Below are 19,595 nucleotides of genomic sequence, written 5' to 3' on the forward strand. Positions count from 1 at the left end.
TCCGGCCTCCAGCCGTTGCGGCCCACGCGGATCCACCGCCTGCCCCGCCCCCGACGGACCCCGCGCGCACGCCTGCGCACCGCCGGCGGACGAGTCGACCCAACTGGAGGACCACTTGAAGACCTGGCCCGGAAACCCCTACCCGCTCGGCGCGACCTTCGACGGGAGCGGCACGAACTTCGCGCTCTTCAGCGAGGTCGCGGAGTCGGTGCAGCTGTGCCTCATCGAGGAGGACGGCACCGAGACCCGCGTGGACGTGACCGAGGTCGACGCGCACGTCTGGCACTGCTACCTCCCGCACGTGCAGCCGGGGCAGCGCTACGGCTACCGCGTCACCGCGCCGTACGAGCCCGAGGCCGGCCACCGGTCGAACCCCGCGAAGCTGCTGCTGGATCCCTACGCGAAGGCCACCTGCGGCGAGTTCGACTGGCACCCGTCGCTGTTCGCCTACGAGTTCGGCGACCCGGCCAGCCGCAACGACGAGGACTCGGGCCCGCACATGATGCTCGGCGTCGTGGTCAACCCGTTCTTCGACTGGGACGGCGACCGCCTCCCCCGGACGCCCTACAGCGAGACCGTCGTCTACGAGGCGCACGTGAAGGGGCTCACGCAGCTCAACCCGCGGGTCCCCGAGGAGCTGCGCGGCACGTACGCCGGCATCGCGCACCCCGCCGTCATCGACCACCTGCAGAAGCTGGGCGTCACCGCCATCGAGCTCATGCCCGTGCACCAGTTCGTGCAGGACAACACGCTGCTCGAGAAGGGCCTCCGGAACTACTGGGGCTACAACACCATCGGGTTCTTCGCGCCGCACAACGCCTACTCGTCCACGGGCGAGCTCGGCCAGCAGGTGCAGGAGTTCAAGTCCATGGTGCGGGCGCTGCACGCCGCCGGCATCGAGGTCATCCTCGACGTGGTCTACAACCACACGGCCGAGGGCAACCACCTCGGCCCGACGCTCTCCTTCAAGGGCATCGACAACCAGGCCTACTACCGGCTCATGGAGGACGACCCGACCTACTACATGGACTACACGGGCACGGGGAACTCGCTCAACGTGCGCCACCCGCACGCGCTGCAGCTGATCATGGACTCCCTGCGGTACTGGGTCACCGAGATGCACGTCGACGGCTTCCGGTTCGATCTGGCGTCGGCCCTCGCGCGCGAGTTCTACGACGTCGACAAGCTCGCCACGTTCTTCGAGCTCGTGCAGCAGGATCCGGTGGTGTCGCAGGTCAAGCTCATCGCCGAGCCGTGGGACGTGGGCCCCGGCGGCTACCAGGTGGGCAACTTCCCGCCGCAGTGGACCGAGTGGAACGGCAAGTACCGCGACACCGTGCGCGACTTCTGGCGCGGCGAGGCCTCCTCGCTCGGCGAGTTCGCGGCGCGCATCACGGGATCGGCGGACCTCTACGAGCACTCGGGGCGCCGACCGGTCGCGTCGATCAACTTCATCACCGCGCACGACGGCTTCACCATCGCCGACCTCGTCTCTTACAACGAGAAGCACAACGAGGCGAACGGCGAGGACAACCAGGACGGCGAGAGCCACAACCGCTCGTGGAACATGGGCGTGGAGGGGCCGACGGACGACCCGGCGATCCTCACGCTCCGCGGCCGCCAGCAGCGCAACATGCTCGCCACCATGATCCTGTCGCAGGGCGTGCCGATGATCCTCCACGGCGACGAGCTCGGCCGCACGCAGCAGGGCAACAACAACACGTACGCGCAGGACAACGAGATCAGCTGGGTGCACTGGGACCAGGCCGACCAGCCGCTCGTCGAGTTCACCGCGTCCGTCGTGCGGCTCCGCAAGGAGCACCCGACCTTCCGTCGCGGGCGCTTCTTCGACGGCCGGCCGGTGCGCCGCGGCGAGGGCGAGCCGCTCCCCGACATCGTGTGGCTCGACGCGGACGCGACCCCGATGGTCGACGACGACTGGGAGTCCGGCCTCCGCGCCATCGGCATGTTCCTCAACGGCAACGGGATCCGCGGGCGCGACCGCCGCGGCGAGGACATCTACGACACGCACTTCCTCCTCTACTTCAACGCGCACGACGAGCCGGTGTCCTTCACGCTCCCGTCGGACGAGTACGCGGACGCGTGGGAGACCGTGATCGACACCGCGGGCGTCGGAGCCGACTCGACGGCCCTCCGCGCGAGTAGCGTCGTGGACGTGGCGGCCAAGGCGCTCGTGGTGCTGCGCGCCTACACCGAGCCCGAGGTGGAACCCGACCACTCGGTCGCGGCGAGCCTCGCCGTCCTCACCCACGCGCAGGCCGACCGGCCCGCCGCAGACCCAAGGAGCGACATCAGTTGAGAACCCCCATCTCCACCTACCGGTTCCAGGTGCGGGAATCGTTCGACCTCGCCGCCGTGGCCGAGCAGCTGCCGTACGTGAAGGACCTCGGCGCGGACTGGGTGTACCTCAGCCCGATCCTCGCGGCCGAGCCCGGATCCGACCACGGCTACGACGTCGTCGACCACGCGCAGGTCGACCCGGCGCGCGGCGGCGCGGCGGGCATGAAGGCCGTCGCGGACCGCGCCCACGAGCTGGGCCTCGGCGTGCTGGTGGACATCGTCCCCAACCACGTCGGCGTCGCGACGCCCGTGGAGAGCCTCTGGTGGTGGGACCTGCTGACGCACGGCACCGCGAGCCGGTACGCCGACGCGTTCGACGTGGACTGGGACTTCGGGCGGGGCAAGGTGCGGATCCCCGTGCTCGGCGACGGCGAGTCGGAGCTCGACGAGCTGAAGCTCGTGCGCGGCGACGACGGCACCGTGGAGCTCCGCTACTACGACCAGCGGTTCCCCGTCGCGCCCGGCACGGCCGAGGACGACGCGGACGCCCGCACGGTGCACGAGCGCCAGTCCTACGAGCTGATCGACTGGCGCCGCGCCGACGCCGAGCTCAACTACCGCCGCTTCTTCGCGGTGAACACGCTTGCGGGCATCCGCGTCGAGCTGCCGCGCGTCTTCGAGGAGTCGCACGCCGAGATCTCGCGCTGGTTCCGCGAGGGCCTCGCCGACGGCCTCCGGGTCGACCACCCGGACGGCCTGCTCGACCCGAAGGGGTACCTCGACGACCTCGCGCGGATCACCGGCGGCGCGTACGTGCTCGTCGAGAAGATCCTCGAGCCCGGCGAGACGCTGCCCACCGACTGGGCCACCGCCGGCACCACGGGCTACGACGCGCTCGCGGAGATCGACCGCGTGCTCGTCGACCCCGACGGCCAGGTCGAGCTCGACCACCTCGAGGCGTCGCTCCGCGGCCTGCCGCAGGGCGAGCTCACGAGCTGGGCCGACATGATCCGCGGCACCAAGCGCGGCATCGCCGACGGGATCCTCCGCAGCGAGGTCCTCCGCCTCGAGCGCCTCGTCGAGGACGCGCCCGCGGACGCCGCCGACGCGCTCGCCGAGCTGCTCGCGACCTTCCCCGTCTACCGCAGCTACCTACCCGGCGGGCTCCACCACCTCGAGGAGGCCGCCGCGGCCGCACGCATCAGCCGCCCGGACCTCGTCGCCACCATCGACGCGCTCATGCCCCAGCTCTCCGACCCGACCACGCTCGTCGCCCAGCGCTTCCAGCAGACGAGCGGCATGGTCATGGCCAAGGGCGTCGAGGACACCGCGTTCTACCGGTACTCGCGCCTCGTCTCGCTCAACGAGGTCGGCGCCGACCCGTCGATCTTCGCGATCGACGTCGACGACTTCCACGCGCGCCAGCAGGAGCGGAACCGCGTCGCGCCCCACGCGATGACGACGCTCTCCACGCACGACACCAAGCGCGGCGAGGACGTGCGCGCCCGCATCGACGTGCTGTCCGAGACGCCCGAGGCCTGGCGCGACGCGCTCGGCCAGCTCCGCGAGGTCGCCCCCACGGGCGACGGCCCGTTCGAGAACCTGCTGTGGCAGACGCTCGTCGGCACCTGGCCCGCGTCGCGCGAGCGCCTGCACGCGTACGCCGAGAAGGCGTCGCGCGAGGCCGGCGACTCGACCACGTGGACCGCGCCCGACGAGGCCTTCGAGGAGCGCATGCACGCGCTCGTCGACGCGGCCTTCGACGACCCGCGCGCCCGCACGATCGTCGCCGGGCTCTACGACCGGCTCTCCGGACCCGGCTGGTCGAACTCCCTCGCGGCCAAGGCCATCCAGCTCACGGCCCCCGGCATGCCCGACGTCTACCAGGGCAGCGAGCTGTGGGAGACGAGCCTCGTGGATCCCGACAACCGCCGCGAGGTCGACTTCGGCATGCGCCGCGCCGCCCTCGACGCCGTGCTCACGGGCGCCGAGCCCGCCATCGACGAGACCGGGGCCGCCAAGCTCCTCGTCACGGCGCGGGCTCTCCGCCTCCGTCGCGAGCACCCGGAGCTGTTCACGGGCTACGAGCCCGTGCGCGCGACCGGCGACGCCGCGGCCCACGTGATCGCGTTCGACCGCGGCGGGGCGATCACCGTCGCGACCCGCCTGCCCGTCGGGCTCGAGACCGGCGGCGGGTGGGGATCCACCTCCATCGCGCTGCCCGAGGGCGAGCTCGTCGACCACGTGAGCGGCCGTTGCCTCGACGGCGGGCGCGTGTCCGTGGCGGCGCTCCTCGCCGACTACCCGGTCGCGATCCTCGCGCCCGCATCCACCGCCGCCGACCTCACCCCCGGGAGCCGAGCATGACCGACGACCGCTTCGACATCTGGGCCCCCGAGGCCCGCACCCTCGCCCTCTCCGTGGGCGACGAGCGCCTGCCGCTCTCGCCCGTCGGCGACGGCTGGTGGACCCTCGACGCCGACCGCGCCGAGGCCCTCCCCTCCGGCGACCTCGACTACGGCTACCTCGTGGACGACGCCGACACCCCGCTGCCCGACCCGCGCTCGCGCCGCCAGCCCGAGGGCGTCCACGGCCGCTCGCGCACCTACGACCCGTCGTCGTTCGCGTGGACCGACCAGGCGTGGACCGGCCGCCAGCTCGCCGGCGCCGTGATCTACGAGATGCACATCGGCACCTTCACGCCCGACGGCACGCTCGATTCCGCCATCGACCGGCTCGACCACCTCGTGGGGCTCGGCGTGGACCTCGTGGAGGTGCTGCCGGTCAACGGCTTCAACGGCACGCACAACTGGGGCTACGACGGCGTCCTCTGGTACACCGTGCAGGAGACCTACGGCGGTCCCGCGGCGTACCAGCGCTTCGTCGACGCGTGCCACGCGCGCGGCCTCGGCGTCGTGCAGGACGTCGTCTACAACCACCTCGGGCCGTCGGGCAACTACCTGCCGGAGTTCGGGCCGTACCTGCACGAGGCCTCGGCCAACACGTGGGGATCCAGCCTCAACCTCGACGGCGAGGGCTCCGGCCCCGTCCGCGAGTACATCATCGACAACGCGCTGATGTGGCTCGGCGACTACCACGTCGACGCGCTGCGCCTCGACGCGGTGCACGCGCTCGTCGACTCGACCGCGACGCACCTCCTCGAGGAGCTCGCGGTGCAGGTGGACGTCCTGTCCGCGCACGTCGGCCGGCCGCTCACGCTCATCGCGGAGTCGGACCTCAACGACCCGAAGCTCATCACCTCGCGCGAGGCGCACGGCTACGGGCTCGACGCGCAGTGGAGCGACGACTTCCACCACGCCGTCCACGTCGCGCTCACGGGCGAGACGACCGGCTACTACGAGGACTTCGCGTCGCTCGGGGCGCTCGCCAAGGTGATCACGCGCGGCTTCTTCCACGACGGCACGTGGTCGTCGTTCCGCGGCCGCGTCCACGGGCGTCCGATCGACACCGAGCGGATCCCCGCGCACCGCCTCGTGGTCGCGAACCAGAACCACGACCAGATCGGCAACCGCGCCACGGGCGACCGCCTCACGGCGACGCTCGACGAGGGCGGGCTCGCGCTGGCCGCGGTCCTCACGCTGACGTCGCCCTTCACCCCGATGCTCTTCATGGGCGAGGAGTGGGGCGCGACCACGCCGTGGCAGTTCTTCACGTCGCACCCGGAGCACGACCTCGGCGAGGCGACCGCGAAGGGCCGCATCGCGGAGTTCGCGAAGATGGGCTGGGACGAGTCGGTCGTGCCGAACCCGCAGGACCTCTCGACGTTCCAGGACTCGAAGCTCGACTGGTCGGAGCTCTACGGCTCCGAGGCCGCGGACTCGCAGCACGCCCGCCTGTTCGCGCTGTACGGCGAGCTGATCCGCCTGCGCCGCGCCCACCCCGATCTCACCGACCCCCGGTTCGCCGAGGTGGAGGTCGAGGTGCACGAGGAGGCGCGACTCCTCGTGATGGACCGCGGCGAGCTGTCCATCGTCGTCAACCTGTCCGACGAGGAGCGGCGCGTGCCCGTCGTGGGCGAGCGTCCCGCGCTGCTGCTCGCCACGGCCCCGGGCGTCGCCCTGGGCGACGACGAGGTCGTGCTGCCCGCGCGCTCGGCCGCGATCCTCGGCCCGGTGGCCGACTCGGCGGAGGCCCTGCTGGCCTGATCCACGGCGCCCCGGGCGGGGTCCGACGCGGCGCGCGAGCGCGCGCCGGGCCCCGCCCCTGGCACGTCACATGCCCGTGGTACGGTGCCCACGCCGCCGCCCGGCGACCCGCTCGACCGTCGTCCGGCGCCCCCTCGGCGGCCCTCCCCCGACGCGAAGGACTCCCCCGTGCGCATCTCCGTCATCGGCTGCGGCTACCTCGGCACGGTCCACGCGGCGTGCATGAGCCGCCTCGGGCACGACGTGGTCGCGGTCGACGTGGACGCCGCGAAGATCGCCTCCCTGCAGCAGGGCGTGGCCCCCTTCTTCGAGCCGGGCCTGCCGGACCTGCTCACCGAGCAGCTCGCGACCGGCCGCCTCCGCTTCACCACCGACACGGCCGAGGCCGCCGGGTCCCGCGTGCACTTCATCGCCGTCGGCACGCCGCAGAAGCGCGGCGAGAACGCCGCCGACATGACGTACGTCGACGCCGCGGTCGACGCGCTGATCCCCCACCTGGCGCCCGGCGACGTGGTCGCCGGCAAGTCCACCGTCCCCGTCGGCACCGCGCGCCGCCTCGCGGAGCGCATCGCGGGGCGCGTCCCCGGCGCGACGCTGATGTGGAACCCGGAGTTCCTGCGCGAGGGCTTCGCGGTCGAGGACACGCTCACGCCCGACCGCTTCGTCTACGGCCTGCCAGCCGGCGACGCCGGGGAGGCCGCGCGCGCCGCCCTCGACGAGGTCTACGCCGCCGCGCTGGGCACCGGCACCGCCCGGGTCACGACCGACTACGAGACCGCCGAGCTCGTGAAGGTGTCCGCGAACGCGTTCCTCGCGACCAAGATCTCCTTCATCAACGCCATGGCGGAGGTGTGCGAGGCCACCGGCGCCGACGTCACGCAGCTGGCGGACGCCATCGGCTACGACGACCGCATCGGCCGCCGCTTCCTCAACGCCGGCATCGGCTTCGGCGGCGGCTGCCTCCCCAAGGACATCCGCGCGTTCATGGCGCGCGCGGGCGAGCTCGGCGCCGACCAGGCGCTCACGTTCCTCCGCGAGGTCGACTCCATCAACATGCGCCGTCGCGTGCGCGCGGTCGACGTGGCGCGCGAGGTGTGCGGCGGATCCCTGCTCGGCCGCAACATCGCCGTGCTGGGCCTCGCCTTCAAGCCCGAGTCGGACGACGTGCGCGACTCCCCCGCGCTCAGCATCTCCGCGCAGCTGCAGCTGCAGGGCGCGCGCGTGCTCGCGACGGATCCGTACGCCAACGAGAACTCGCGCCGCCGCTTCCCGGAGCTCACCTACGTCGACACCTGGCAGGAGGCGGCGCGCGACGCCGACGCCGTCATGCTGCTCACCGAGTGGAAGCAGTACCGGGCCATCGACCCGTCCGAGCTCAAGGCCATCGTGACGACGCCCGTGATCGTCGACGGCCGCAACTGCCTCGACCCCGTCGCGTGGCGCGCCGCCGGCTGGCGCTACCGCGGCATGGGCCGGCCCTAGCCGTCCCGCACCGCCCGCCCGACCGCCTCTGCCGCGACCGGGTGCCGGAGGCGTCGGCGGCAGTCAGCGCGGGGTGGTGGCCGCGATCCCGAAGAGCGTGCCGCCCGCCACGACGATCGAGAGCACGAACGCGACGGGGATGAGCAGCAGCAGGCCGTTGAGGATGAGGCCCGTGATGGCGAAGCCGCGCCCGGCGGGCTCCTTGCGGATGCCGATGATGCCGAAGACCAGCCCGATGAGCGGGCAGAGGAAGGTCCAGAAGAAGAGGACCGAGACGAGGCCCAGGATCATCGACGTGAGGCTCAGGCCCTTGGGCGGCGCGGCCGCGTAGACCGGCTGGCCCCACGCGACCGCGGCCGGGGAGGGCGGGACGGGGGCGGGCGCGAGGCCGTAGGGGGCGGCGACGGACGCCGAAGGTGGCCCGAACGGCGTGACAGGGGATGCCGGCGCGACGGGCGGTGCCGGTGCCGATGCGGCGGGCGGCGCGACCGGGGCTGCTGCCTCCTCCCCTGCCGGGACGTGGTCATCGGGGGCGGGCGCGGCGGGATCGGTCATGGTGGTCCTCGTCAGTCGGGCGGGTGTGCGGGGAGGGTACCGCGGGAGGCGGCCTCCGTGCGCGGATCCGACACCGTCGCCCGCTTCGCCCCCGGCTTCCGCAGGAGCGACGCCGGCCCGATGGCGCCACGGCCGAACCGCTCCGCCGCCTGGTCGACCGTGCGCTCGGCCTCGCGCCAGCCCTCGTCCGCGTCCCACAGCGCGACGGCGCGGTTGTCGGCGTCGTCGAGCTGCTCGGCGCGCACGCCCACGAGCCGGATCCGGTCGCCCGGCCGGGCGACCTGCTCGTAGACGTCGCGGATCTCGTCGTAGATGCGGCGCGCGACGTCGGTGGGATCCGACAGCGTGCGCGAGCGCGTGATGGTGCGGAAGTCGGAGTAGCGGAGCTTGAGCGACACGGTGCGGGCGGTGAGGCCCGCGCGCCGGAGACGCTCGGCGACGCGCGTGGCCTGGCCGAGGAGCTCGCGGCGCACGATCTCGGGATCCGTCACGTCGTCGTGGAACGTGTTCTCGTGCCCCATGCTCTTCTCCTCGCGGTGCGTGCTGACGCGCCGGGGGTCGCGGCCCCAGGAGAGGTCGTGCAGCCGGGCGCCCGCGGACCCGCCGAGCATCGACTGCAGCGTGGGCAGCGGCGTGTCCGCGATGTCGGCGACCGTGCGGAGGCCGCGCCGGAGGAGCGCCTCCTCGGTCGTCTTCCCCACGCCCCAGAGCGCGCCGACCGGCAGCCCGTGCAGGAACGGCAGCGTCTCGGCGGCGGGGATGACCAACAGGCCGTCGGGCTTGCAGCGCGTGCTCGCGAGCTTGGCGACGAACTTGGTGGAGGCCGCGCCGACCGAGCAGGTGAGGCCGGTCTCGGCGTGCACGCGGCGGCGGATCATCGCGCCGATCTCGGCGGGCGGGCCGAACAGCCCGCGGGCGCCCGCCACGTCGAGGAACGCCTCGTCGATGCTGAGCGGCTCCACGAGCGGGGTGATGTCGCGGAAGATGCCCATCACCACGCGCGACCAGTGCGCGTACTTCTCCATGTGGCCGCCGATGACGGTGGCCTGCGGGCAGAGGCGCAGCGCCTGGGCCATGGGCATGGCCGAGCGGACGCCGAAGCGCCGGGCCTCGTAGGTGGCGCTCGTGACGACGCCGCGCCCCGATGACCCGCCGACGATGACGGGGGTGCCGCGCAGCTCCGGCCGCTCGAGCAGCTCGACGGCGGCGAAGAACGCGTCCATGTCGATGTGGAGGATGGTCGCCTCGGAGTCGTCCGCGCTCGCGTCGGACGTGCGCCGGGTCGATCCGTCCTGCCTGCTCATGTCGTATCCACGCTAGCCCGGGCCGCCGACATCGGCCCCTCCGGCGGGCGCCGCCGGACCCGCGGGATGCGCGGGATCAGGCCGCGGGCTGGGCGCGGTGCCCGGCGTCGTCGCCGAGTCCCGGGCAGGGCTCCTGCGCGGGTCCGGTCGACGACCCGGCCGACCGGGCGTCCAGCCGCGCGATGCGCTTGAGCGCGGCCTCGTGGCTCGTGGACTGGTCGCCCATCACGCGCCCGGCGACGCCGAGCATCACGCGCGTCGAGGCGAGCGCCGCCAGCGGGAAGGGGCCGAACGACGCCCGGTCGAGCCCGAGGAGCTCGCGGTACCGCGGCTCGAGCGACGCGACGGCTCCCGCGAAGAGCACGCGGTAGGCCGGCAGCATGGAGGGCCGCAGCGGCGGCTCTCGGAGGAACGAGATCGTCTCGCGCGTGCGCTCGTCGGCGCGGAGGAGGCCCTGGTCGTGGAACGCGTCGATCTGCGCGTGCAGCTCGGCGTGCGAGCGCGGCGGCGCCTCGACGCCCATGAGCTCGCCCGCCTTCGCCCACTCGGCCACGTACAGGTCGGGCCCGCCCGGGATCGGCGGCCCCCACTGCATGTGCGTGCTGAGGAACGCGTCCGTGAAGACCATGTGCACCCAGGCGAGGAGGTCCGGGTCGTTGGCGCTGTAGGGGCGCTCGACGCCGCGGCCGTCGACGAACGTGCCCTGCACCTTGCGGTGGTAGCCGCGGACGCGTCGGCTGACGTCGACCGCGGTGTCCCGGTCGCCGAACGAGGTGGTGATGACCCAGCGCACGGTGCCGGCGAGCCGGCCGAGCGGGTCCTCGCGGTAGCGCGACCAGTCGTGCACGCCGGCCATGGCGCCCGGGTGCAGCGTCTGCATGAGGAGGGCGCGGATCCCCGCCACGAGCGTCGGCATGCCGCCGTGCACGGCCCAGACCGCGGAGCCGGGGCCGAACCAGCCGGCGTCCTCGCCGTCCTCCAGGTCCTGGATCCACTGGGGTCGCCCCTCGGAGTCCGCGGAGAACGTCTCCAGGATGTGGGACTTCCAGCGGTCCGCGAATCTGCTCACGTCCACGAACCTATCCCCCCTCCCGCGCCGAGAGGAGGCCGCAGCGCCCCTGACCCGGAACGGGGGCGCGACGGCCTCCGGACGTCACCCCCGTGCGGGGGACGCGGGGCGCGGGCGGCGGCGTCAGGAGTCGAGGAGCGCGACGAGGGCGGACACCGTGCGGACGTTCCTGGCGGTGACGGAGGCGCCGAGCCCGCGCCAGAACGCGGGGGGCACGCGGGACGCGGAGACGCCGTCGGGGTGCCAGGAGTAGACCGCGTCGCGGGCGACCGCGACGAGGTCGGGCGCGATGTCGACGGCGGGCGGCGGCGCGGGCAGCGGATCCAGCGGGCGGTCGAGGAACGAGACGAGGAGACGGGAGGGGTCGTCGGCGGCGACGCCGAACGGGATGCCCGCGGCGATGCGCCGGAAGTCGTCGGCCGGGACGACGTGGACGTCCGCGGTCACGCCCGTGGCGAGCCGGACCGCGTCCTCGATCGCCACCGCCGCACCGCGGCCGCTCGCGCGCTCGTGGTCGACGACGGCGTTCCCGCTCCGGAGGTGCGTGCGCACGCGCACGTAGCCGAGGCCCTCCAGCGCCGCCGCGAGCTCGGCCATGGGGACCTGCTTGGAACGCCCGACGTTGATCCCGCGCAGCAGCACGACCGATCGCTCCATCAGGCACCCGCTCCCCGCGGCTCCGTCGCCGTCCGCCCCAGTGTGGCCCGACGGCGGCGGCGGCACTCCCCCGACGGGCCGAACTGCTCGATGCGGATCGCGTCGCGATCGACTCCGGCGTCGAGCAGCAGGCGCGTCGCCCCGCCCGCGAACGCGGTGGATCCGCACACGAGCGCGACCCCGGCGCCCGCGGCGAGCCCCGCGACCTCGTCGGTTCGGAGGCGACCGAACCCGCGCGCGCCGTGCCGCTCGCGGGTCGTCACGATGAGCGCGCCCGCGGCCTCGAGCTCCGCGCGGCACGGGACGTCCGCCGCGGTGCGCCCCGAGACGGCCACGCGGACGAGGTGCGGCACGCCGAGGTGCCGCGCGTGGCGGACCATCGCCACCAAGGGCACCGCCCCCGTGCCGCCGCCGAGCGCGACCGCCGGCGTCGCGCCGTCCCAGACGAAGAAGCCGCCGATGGGCAGGCGCATCTCGATCTCGTCGCCGACCCGGGCGACGTCGGCGAAGAAGCCGCTCACCTCGCCGTCCTCGTAGCGCTCCATCAGCAGCTCGACGCCCTCCTCGTGCGGCGCGGACAGGATCGAGTACGAACGCTGGGCCGTGTACCCGTCCTCCGCGCGCAGCCGGACGACGCAGTGCTGGCCGGGCAGGTGCGGGATCCGGCCGGGCACGTCGAAGCGCAGCAGGACGGTCGTCGGCGTCGGGTGCTCGAGCGCCGTGATGGTCGCCGTCCGCCACTCGCCGCCGACGGACGCGGGGACGGCGGGCTCGCGCGCGGGCCCGGATCCGGGCGCGGGCGTCAGCGCGCTCAGCGGTCGCCCTGGTAGCGCTGCTCGCGCCACGGGTCGCCGCGGTCGTGGTAGCCGTTGCGCTCCCAGAAGCCCTGCTGGTCGCGGTCGAGGAGCGTGAGGCGGGCGATCCACTTCGCGCTCTTCCAGAAGTAGAGGTGCGGCACGAGGAGGCGCGCGGGTCCGCCGTGGTCGGGCGTGAGCGGGCGGCCGTCCGCCTCCCACGCGATCCACGCGCGGCCGCCGCGGAGGTCCTCGAGCGGCAGGTTGGTCGTGTACCCGGAGTGCGAGGTCGCGAGGACGAAGCGCGCCTCCGGGAGCGGGCCCGCGGCGTCGAGCAGCGTGTCGACGCTGACGCCCGCGAAGCGCGTGTCGAGCCGGGTCCAGGTGGTGACGCAGTGGATGTCGCCCGCGTACTCGGACCGGGGCAGCGCGTGGGCCTCGTCCCAGTCCCACGTCGTGGGGCCCTCGACGAGGCCGTCGACGGCGATCGACCAGCGCGACTCGGGCAGGTTCGGCACGGCCTCGGCGGTGAGGACGGGCCAGCCGCCCTGGGTGTCGTACTGGCCGGGCGGGAGCCGGTCGGCCGGGCCCTTGCGCGGGCGGCCGACGAAGCCGCGGGTGATGCCGGTCATGGGCGCCTCCTCGAGGAGCGGGTGGTGCGGGGTCCCGTCCATCATGGCGCGGGGGATCGGCGCGCGGACGGGGCGGACGGATCCGGATCGACGGGAGCGGACAGCATCGCGACCGCGTGCAGCCCGTCGTCGTCGACGACCTCGGCGAGGCGGAGGAAGCCGAGCCGGCCGTGGAAGGCGAGCGACCCGGGGTTCGGCGGGAGCGTGTTGACCTCGCACGTGACGGCCGCGCGCCCCGTGCGGCGGGCCTCGGCGAAGACGCGGGCGTAGAGGACCTGGCCGAGCCGGCGCCCGCGCTGCCCGTCGCCGACCACGATCCGGTCGACGTAGAGGCCGTCGACCCCGTGCTCCCCGAACCAGCGGTAGTTCGAGCTGTCGTAGGCGCCGCCGGGCTGCATCGCGAGGAGCATGCCGACCGGCGTCGCGTCCGGCGCATCCGCGTCGGCGACGGCGATCGCGAGGTCGGCGTGGCGGAGCACCTCGCCGAGCGACGCGGCGTCCATGGGCGGGACCGCGGGCACGGCGGAGTTGTTCAGCGGCACCATCCACGCGAGGTCGGCGGGGACGAGGTCGCGGGTGGCGGGGGTCACGCATCGAGGGTACGGGAGCCGGCCGGCCGGTCCCGGGCGCGGCGCCCGCGTACCGTTGCCCGGATGACCGCATCGCTCGTGCTCCTCAGCGACACCCATCTCCCGAAGCGCGCGAAGGACCTGCCGCGGGCGCTGTGGCGGGCGGTCGACGCCGCCGACGTCGTGGTGCACGCGGGCGACTGGGTCGACGAGCCCGCGCTCGACGCGCTCGCGGCGCGCTCCGCCCGGCTCCTCGCGTGCTGGGGCAACAACGACCCCGCGGGGCTGCGGGCGCGGCTGTCGGAGACGGCGCGCGCGGTGATCGAGGGGATCCGCTTCGCCGTCACGCACGAGACCGGAGCGTCGACGAGCCGCGAGCGGCGGATGGACGCGGCGTTCCCGGAGACCGACGTGCTCGTCTTCGGCCACAGCCACATCCCGTGGGACACCGTGACGCCCTCGGGCCTGCGCCTCCTCAATCCCGGCTCGCCCACCGACCGCCGCCGCCAGCCGGACTTCACGTGGATGACCGCGACAGCGGACGCGGGACGGCTCGACGTGGAGCTGCACCGGTCGGCGACGCGCGACTGACGCTCAGCCCTCCGGCGTCGCCCCGGCGCTGCCGCAGAAGTCGAGGATCGCCCCCTCGAGCACGTCGGCGAGCCGCCGGATCGAGTCGACCTCGGCCCACTCCTCGGCTGCGTGCGCGCCGCCGCCCGTGACGCCCAGCAGGATGCACGGGATCCCGGCCTCGTGCACGAGCCCGGCGTCGGTCCAGAACGGCTCGCCGCGGTGCGGGATGGGCGATCCCGTGACGCGCGCGCCGCTGTCGAGCACGGCCCGGGCGAGCGGGCCGTCGACGTCGGCCTCGAAGGCCGCGCGCGCGACGAGGACGACGAGCTCGACGTCCATCCCGGGCGTGCGGGCGGCGACCGCCTCGAGGGCGGCGCGCAGCTCGGCCTCCACGTCCGCCGTCGACTGGCCGGGGAGGAAGCGGCGCTCGATCGTGAGGACGCAGGAGTCGGCGACCGTGGCCGCGTCCGAGCCGCCGTGGATCCGGGAGACGCGCACCGCGCCCGTCCCGAGGAGCGGGTGGCGGGGTCCCGCGGCGAGGCGGTCGGCCAGCGCGTCGAGCTCGCGCAGCACGAGCCCGGCGTGCGCGATCGCGTCGACGCCCTGCTCCGGCATCGAGCCGTGCGCCGCGCGCCCGCGCAGCCGGATCTCGTACCAGCCGAAGCCGCGGTGGGCGACGATCGCCTCGGACTGGCTGGGCTCGGAGATCACGGCGCCGTCGATGCGCGTGCCGTCGCCGGCCAGCGCCCGGAGGGCCTCCTCCGTGCCGATGCTGCCGAACTCCTCGTCGGCGACGAGCGCGAGCACGACGTCGCCGCGCGCGCCGATCCGGCGGGCGCGGTCGGCGGCGACCATCATCGCGGCGAGGCCCGCCTTCATGTCGAAGGCGCCGCGGCCGAACAGCCGGCCGCCGTCGATCCGGGGTTCCAGCCCGCCGCGCTCCGGGTCCCCGGGCGGCACGGTGTCGAGGTGCCCGTCGAGGAGGATCGCGCGGCCGCCGCCCGTGCCGCGCGCGGTCGCGAGGACGGTCGGGCGGCCGGGGGCCTCCTCGAGCACGCGCACGTCGAAGCCGCGGGCGCGGAGCCACGCGGCGACGTGGGCGGCGACCGCTCGCTCCCCCGCGGCGCCCGGCACGAGGTCGGGGTTGGTCGAGTCGATGCGGATCAGCTCGGCGGCGAGGTCGACGGGATCCACGAGGCCCGCGGCTGCCGCGTCCGGTCCCGGCACGGCGCCGCTCACGCGCGCGGCGGGAGGTCGTCGGCGGGCAGCGCGGGGACCGTCCCGTCGGCGTCGTCCACGAGGCGCAGCGCGCTCTGCGGCACGACGACCCGACGACCGGCCGTGCCGTCGTCGTCCGATCCGAGCTCCACGACCCAGGCGCGGCCGCGGGCCGTGGGCACGGGGCTGACGCTGCGCAGTCCGTCGGACGCGGAGGCGACCACGAGTCCGACGGGCTCGCCGTCGAGCGCGGGATCGCCCGTCGCGGCGGCCCCGCCGAGGATCACGACCACGGCCCCGACCCCGATCGCGTGCGTCGCGTCGCTCCCCCGCTCGCCCTCGGATCCGTCCCGGCCGCGTCTCATCCACATGCCCCGATCCTCCCATCGGCGGCCCGAGGAGGCCGTCCGGCGCGCGGCCCCGGCCGACCCGCACGGGCGACGCCCGGCCGACCTCGCTAGCGTGGGGATCCCACCCGCAAGAGGAGTCCGCGTGCCCCGTCCCACCGACATCATCATCAGCCCGCTCGACGGGAAGCGCGCCGTCGTCACCGGCGGCAACAGCGGCCTCGGCCTCGAGACCGCGCGCCGGCTCGCCGCAGCCGGCGCCTCCGTCGTCCTCACCTCGCGCGATCCGGAGCGCGGCGAGGACGCGGCCGGCACCATCCGCGACCGCCACCCCGGCGTCCACGTGGAGGTCGGATCCCTCGACCTCGCCGACCTCGCCTCGGTGCGCGCCTTCGCCGACCGCGAGATCGAGCGCGGGCCGGTCGACATCCTCGTCGACAACGCCGGCGTCATGGCCCCGCCGGACCGGCGCGAGACGGCCGACGGGTTCGAGATCCAGCTCGGCACCAACCACCTCGGCCACTTCGCGCTGACCGGCCTGCTCCTGCCCGCGCTCCGGGCGGCCGACGCGCCCCGCGTGGTCGTCGTCTCGAGCCTCGCGCACTGGATGGGCCGCATCGCGTTCGGCGACCTCCAGTCCGAGCGGCGCTACAGCCCCTGGGCGGCCTACGGCCAGGCCAAGCTCGCGAACCTCCTGTTCATGCGCCGCCTGCAGGCGCTCTCCGAGGAGCGGGGCTGGGGCCTCACGGCGGTCGCCGCGCACCCCGGGATCACGTCCACCAACCTCGCGAAGAACGGTCCGGGATCCGGGCCGCAGGGCGTCATGAGCGACCTGGCCGCGAAGTTCGGCCCGGCCGCGATGGGCCAGGACGTGCGCGTGGGCGCGCTCCCGCAGATCCAGGCCGCGACCGGCCTCGGCGTGCACCCGGGCGACTACTACGGGCCCGCGGGCCCCGGCGGGATGACGGGCATGCCGCACCTGGCCGCCTCGAGCCCGTGGTCGAAGGACCCCGAGCTCGCCCGCCGCCTCTGGGACGCGTCCGAGCAGCTCACCGGGGTCGTCTACCCGGCCTAGCCCACGACCGATGCACGGCCGATGCGCCCGGGATCTCCCCGGGCGCATTCCCTATGGTGGGGACATGAGCAACGACGCCGACCGCCCCTGGGTACGCAGCTACGCGGACGGGGTGTCGGCCGACATCCCGCCCGTCATCGGATCCCTGGTGGACATGGTCGAGCGCTCCATCCAGCGGCATGCCAAGGCCGTGGCGCTCGAGTTCTTCGGCCGCGAGACGACCTACCGCGAGCTGGGCGACCAGATCAGCCGCGCGGCCGAGGGCCTGCGCCGCCTCGGCGTCCGGAAGGGCGACCGCGTCGCCCTCGTGCTGCCGAACTGCCCGCAGCACGTCATCGCGTTCTACGCGGTGCTCCGGCTCGGCGCGATCGTCGTCGAGCACAACCCGCTCTACACGCCCCGCGAGCTCCGGCACCAGTTCGAGGACCACGGCGCCCGCGTCGCCATCGCCTGGAACACGGTCGTCGGCACGATCCAGGACATGCCGCGCGACGTGCCCGTCGACACGATCGTCTCGGTCGACCTGCCCGCCGCGATGCCGCTCGCCACGCGCCTCAAGCTCCGCCTGCCGGTGCCCGCCGCCCGCCGCGCCCGGGCCGCGATCACGACGCCCGTGACGAGCACCGTCACGTGGGAGGAGCTCGTCGACCACCGCCGCATCGCCGCCTCCCGCCCCCGGCCCGAGCTCGACGACACGGCGATCCTCCAGTACACGAGCGGCACGACCGCGAGCCCCAAGGGCGCGATCCTCACCCATCGCAACCTGCACGCGAACGCCATGCAGGGCCGCGCCTGGGTGCCCGGCCTCGCCGACGGCGGCGAGACGGTCTACGGCGTGCTGCCGATGTTCCACGCCTACGGCCTCACGCTCTGCCTCACGTTCGCCATGGCGATCGGGGCGCGCCTCGTGCTGTTCCCGAAGTTCGACGTGGACCTCGTGCTCGCCGCCGCGCGGAAGCACCCGCCGACGTTCCTGCCCGCCGTGCCGCCCATCTACGAGCGGCTCGCGCGCGGGGCGAAGGAGAAGCGGGTCGACCTCACGGGTGTCCGGTTCGCGATCTCCGGCGCCATGAACCTGCCGGTCTCCACCGTCGAGCTGTGGGAGGGCCTCACGGGCGGCTACCTCGTCGAGGGCTACGGGCTCACCGAGACGTCGCCCGTCGCGCTCGGAAACCCCATCGGCCCGTCGCGGCGGCCGGGCACCGTGGGCGTGCCGTTCCCGAGCACCGAGGTGCGGGTCGTGGATCCCGAGGACCCGACGGCCGACCGCGCGCCGGGCGAGGAGGGCGAGCTGCTCATCCGCGGCCCGCAGGTGTTCCAGGGGTACTGGCGCCGCCCCGACGAGACGCGCGCGGCGCTCCTCGACGGCGGCTGGTTCCGCACGGGCGACATCGTCCGCGTCGACGCCGACGGCTTCACGACCATCGTCGACCGGATGAAGGAGCTCATCATCACGGGCGGCTTCAACGTCTCCCCGAGCGAGGTCGAGGACGTCGTGCGCGGCGCGCCGGGCATCCAGGGCGTCGCCGTGGTCGGGCTGCCGTCGGTGGACGGCGGCGAGGACGTCACGGCCGCGGTCGTGCTGGATCCGGGCGCCGCGCTCGACGAGGCCGCGATCCGCGCCTACTGCCGCGCCCACCTCACGGCGTACAAGGTCCCCCGCCGCGTCGTGCGGGTGGACGCGCTCCCCACCTCGCTCATCGGGAAGGTGCTGCGCCGCCAGGTGCGCGAGGACCTGCAGCGCGAAGGCTGACCGCCGCCTGGCAGGACGCGCCCCGGGCGGGGTCGGCGGGCGGGACGGTCCTACGGTGGGAGAGCACGTTTCGTGCACCAACCATCGAAGGAGCCACATGACTCGAGGCATCGCCGTCGTCACCGGAGGATCGGCCGGACTGGGCCGCGCGACCGTACGGGAGCTCGCCGACCGCGGCTGGGACGTCGCCGTCCTCGCGCGCGGCGAGGACGGGCTCGCGGGTGCCGTCGCCGACATCGAGGCGCGCGGGCGCCGCGGCCTCGGCATCTCCACCGACGTCGCCGACCGCCTGGCCGTCGAGGCCGCCGCCGACCGCGTCGAGGACGAGCTCGGCCCCATCGACCTGTGGGTCAACGACGCCATGGTCGGCGTCTTCGGCGAGTTCCTCACCACCGACCCGGCCGACTTCGAGCGCGCCACGGCCGTCAACTACTTCGGCTTCGTCAACGGCACGCGCGCCGCGCTCAGCCGCATGGTGCCGCGCGACCGGGGCCATGTGATCCAGGTCGGCTCGGCGCTCGCCCACCGCGGGATCCCGCTGCAGGCCGCGTACTGCGCCGCCAAGCACGCGGTGCAGGGCTTCACCGAGTCGGTGACGACCGAGCTGATCCACAACACGAGCGCCGTGGAGATCTCCACGGTCGACATGCCGGCGCTCAACACGATCCAGTTCAACTGGGTCAAGTCGCAGCTGCCGCACCACCCGCAGCCCGTGCCGCCGATCTTCGAGCCCGAGGTGGGCGCGCGGGCCATCGCCGCGGTCGCCGAGAAGCCGAAGCGCCGCAACTGGGTCGGCGAGCCCACCGTCATGACGGTGCTCGGCAACCGCTTCGTCGCGAACTGGCTCGACGGCTACCTCGCGAAGACCGGCTACACCGGCCAGCAGGCGGAGGACAAGACGCAGCCCATGCTGACGACCAACCTCTACACGCCGACCGCGGGCGACCACGGCGCGCGCGGCATCTTCAGCGACCGGGCGCGCATGATGAGCCCGCAGGTCTGGATCGTCCGCAACCGCGCGAAGGCCGTCGCCCTCGGCGCGGGCGCGCTCCTCTCCGGCGTCGTCGCCGGCACCGCCGCCCTGCGTCGCCGATAGCCTC

17 protein-coding genes are annotated in these 19,595 nt (G+C 74.2%); 8 read left to right on the forward strand and 9 right to left on the reverse strand.

What is annotated here, in order from left to right:
• Positions 1 to 115: 115 nt before the first annotated feature.
• The 4 genes from glgX to B5P21_RS09995 all read left to right on the forward strand — a co-directional run bounded on the left by glgX (position 116) and on the right by B5P21_RS09995 (position 7,949).
• On the forward strand, positions 116 to 2,320 hold the full coding sequence (glgX, locus tag B5P21_RS09980) for a glycogen debranching protein GlgX (protein WP_045527655.1): 2,205 nt from the start codon (positions 116 to 118) through the stop codon (positions 2,318 to 2,320).
• Complete coding sequence (gene treY, locus B5P21_RS09985) at positions 2,317 to 4,668, forward strand: malto-oligosyltrehalose synthase (protein ID WP_045527650.1); 2,352 nt, start codon at positions 2,317 to 2,319, stop codon at positions 4,666 to 4,668. Before glgX ends, treY begins: the two co-directional genes overlap by 4 nt.
• Complete coding sequence (treZ, locus tag B5P21_RS09990; RefSeq protein WP_045527649.1) at positions 4,665 to 6,467, forward strand: malto-oligosyltrehalose trehalohydrolase; 1,803 nt, start codon at positions 4,665 to 4,667, stop codon at positions 6,465 to 6,467. The genes treY and treZ overlap by 4 nt, the downstream gene beginning before the upstream one ends.
• 168 nt (positions 6,468 to 6,635) lie before the next feature.
• Positions 6,636 to 7,949, forward strand: a complete 1,314-nt coding sequence (locus tag B5P21_RS09995; RefSeq protein WP_045527646.1) for a UDP-glucose dehydrogenase family protein — start codon at positions 6,636 to 6,638, stop codon at positions 7,947 to 7,949.
• A 63-nt stretch (positions 7,950 to 8,012) separates the two neighbouring features.
• Here the strand turns inward: B5P21_RS09995 and B5P21_RS10000 are convergent, their stop codons facing one another.
• The 7 genes from B5P21_RS10000 to B5P21_RS10030 all read right to left on the reverse strand — a co-directional run bounded on the left by B5P21_RS10000 (position 8,013) and on the right by B5P21_RS10030 (position 13,550).
• Positions 8,013 to 8,504 (reverse strand): hypothetical protein, encoded by a 492-nt coding sequence (locus B5P21_RS10000; RefSeq protein WP_094171097.1) that lies wholly within the window; start codon positions 8,502 to 8,504, stop codon positions 8,013 to 8,015.
• 11 nt (positions 8,505 to 8,515) lie between these two features.
• Positions 8,516 to 9,808: a DNA polymerase IV gene (locus B5P21_RS10005; RefSeq protein ID WP_094171098.1), complete on the reverse strand. Its 1,293-nt coding sequence runs from the start codon at positions 9,806 to 9,808 to the stop codon at positions 8,516 to 8,518.
• 76 nt (positions 9,809 to 9,884) lie between these two features.
• Entirely contained in the window at positions 9,885 to 10,883 is a 999-nt protein-coding gene (locus B5P21_RS10010; RefSeq protein WP_045527633.1) for an oxygenase MpaB family protein, read from the reverse strand.
• 117 nt (positions 10,884 to 11,000) lie between these two features.
• The gene (locus tag B5P21_RS10015; RefSeq protein ID WP_045527631.1) at positions 11,001 to 11,534 is read right to left on the reverse strand and encodes a DUF1697 domain-containing protein; all 534 of its coding nucleotides are present in this window, start codon (positions 11,532 to 11,534) and stop codon (positions 11,001 to 11,003) included.
• The gene (locus B5P21_RS10020; protein ID WP_246865273.1) at positions 11,534 to 12,379 is read right to left on the reverse strand and encodes an FAD-binding oxidoreductase; all 846 of its coding nucleotides are present in this window, start codon (positions 12,377 to 12,379) and stop codon (positions 11,534 to 11,536) included. The genes B5P21_RS10015 and B5P21_RS10020 overlap by 1 nt, the downstream gene beginning before the upstream one ends.
• Positions 12,346 to 12,960, reverse strand: coding sequence for a sulfite oxidase-like oxidoreductase (locus B5P21_RS10025; RefSeq protein WP_045530276.1), 615 nt, complete (start codon positions 12,958 to 12,960; stop codon positions 12,346 to 12,348). Before B5P21_RS10025 ends, B5P21_RS10020 begins: the two co-directional genes overlap by 34 nt.
• A 41-nt stretch (positions 12,961 to 13,001) precedes the next feature.
• Complete coding sequence (locus B5P21_RS10030) at positions 13,002 to 13,550, reverse strand: GNAT family N-acetyltransferase (protein ID WP_045527626.1); 549 nt, start codon at positions 13,548 to 13,550, stop codon at positions 13,002 to 13,004.
• Between the two features lie 63 nt (positions 13,551 to 13,613).
• On the opposite strand from B5P21_RS10030, the gene B5P21_RS10035 reads away from it, so the two are divergent.
• Positions 13,614 to 14,120, forward strand: coding sequence for a metallophosphoesterase family protein (locus B5P21_RS10035; protein WP_094171099.1), 507 nt, complete (start codon positions 13,614 to 13,616; stop codon positions 14,118 to 14,120).
• 3 nt (positions 14,121 to 14,123) lie between these two features.
• Here the strand turns inward: B5P21_RS10035 and B5P21_RS10040 are convergent, their stop codons facing one another.
• Together B5P21_RS10040 and B5P21_RS10045 are read right to left on the reverse strand one after the other, a co-directional pair.
• Entirely contained in the window at positions 14,124 to 15,341 is a 1,218-nt protein-coding gene (locus tag B5P21_RS10040; RefSeq protein WP_045527623.1) for a M20/M25/M40 family metallo-hydrolase, read from the reverse strand.
• Positions 15,338 to 15,691 carry a hypothetical protein gene (locus B5P21_RS10045; RefSeq protein ID WP_045527619.1) on the reverse strand — a complete coding sequence of 118 codons (354 nt, stop codon included), beginning with the start codon at positions 15,689 to 15,691 and terminating at the stop codon, positions 15,338 to 15,340. Before B5P21_RS10045 ends, B5P21_RS10040 begins: the two co-directional genes overlap by 4 nt.
• Positions 15,692 to 15,812: 121 nt before the next feature.
• Between B5P21_RS10045 and B5P21_RS10050 the strand changes: the two genes are divergently transcribed.
• From B5P21_RS10050 to B5P21_RS10060, 3 genes are all read left to right on the forward strand, one after another.
• Positions 15,813 to 16,742 carry an oxidoreductase gene (locus B5P21_RS10050; RefSeq protein WP_045527617.1) on the forward strand — a complete coding sequence of 310 codons (930 nt, stop codon included), beginning with the start codon at positions 15,813 to 15,815 and terminating at the stop codon, positions 16,740 to 16,742.
• Positions 16,743 to 16,806: 64 nt separating this feature from the next.
• Positions 16,807 to 18,495: a long-chain-fatty-acid--CoA ligase gene (locus tag B5P21_RS10055; RefSeq protein WP_045527615.1), complete on the forward strand. Its 1,689-nt coding sequence runs from the start codon at positions 16,807 to 16,809 to the stop codon at positions 18,493 to 18,495.
• A 97-nt stretch (positions 18,496 to 18,592) separates the two neighbouring features.
• Positions 18,593 to 19,591 (forward strand): SDR family oxidoreductase, encoded by a 999-nt coding sequence (locus tag B5P21_RS10060; protein ID WP_045527611.1) that lies wholly within the window; start codon positions 18,593 to 18,595, stop codon positions 19,589 to 19,591.
• Positions 19,592 to 19,595 lie beyond the last annotated feature (4 nt).

Source organism: Clavibacter michiganensis subsp. insidiosus (assembly GCF_002240565.1).
GTDB classification, from domain to species: Bacteria; Actinomycetota; Actinomycetes; order Actinomycetales; family Microbacteriaceae; genus Clavibacter; species Clavibacter insidiosus.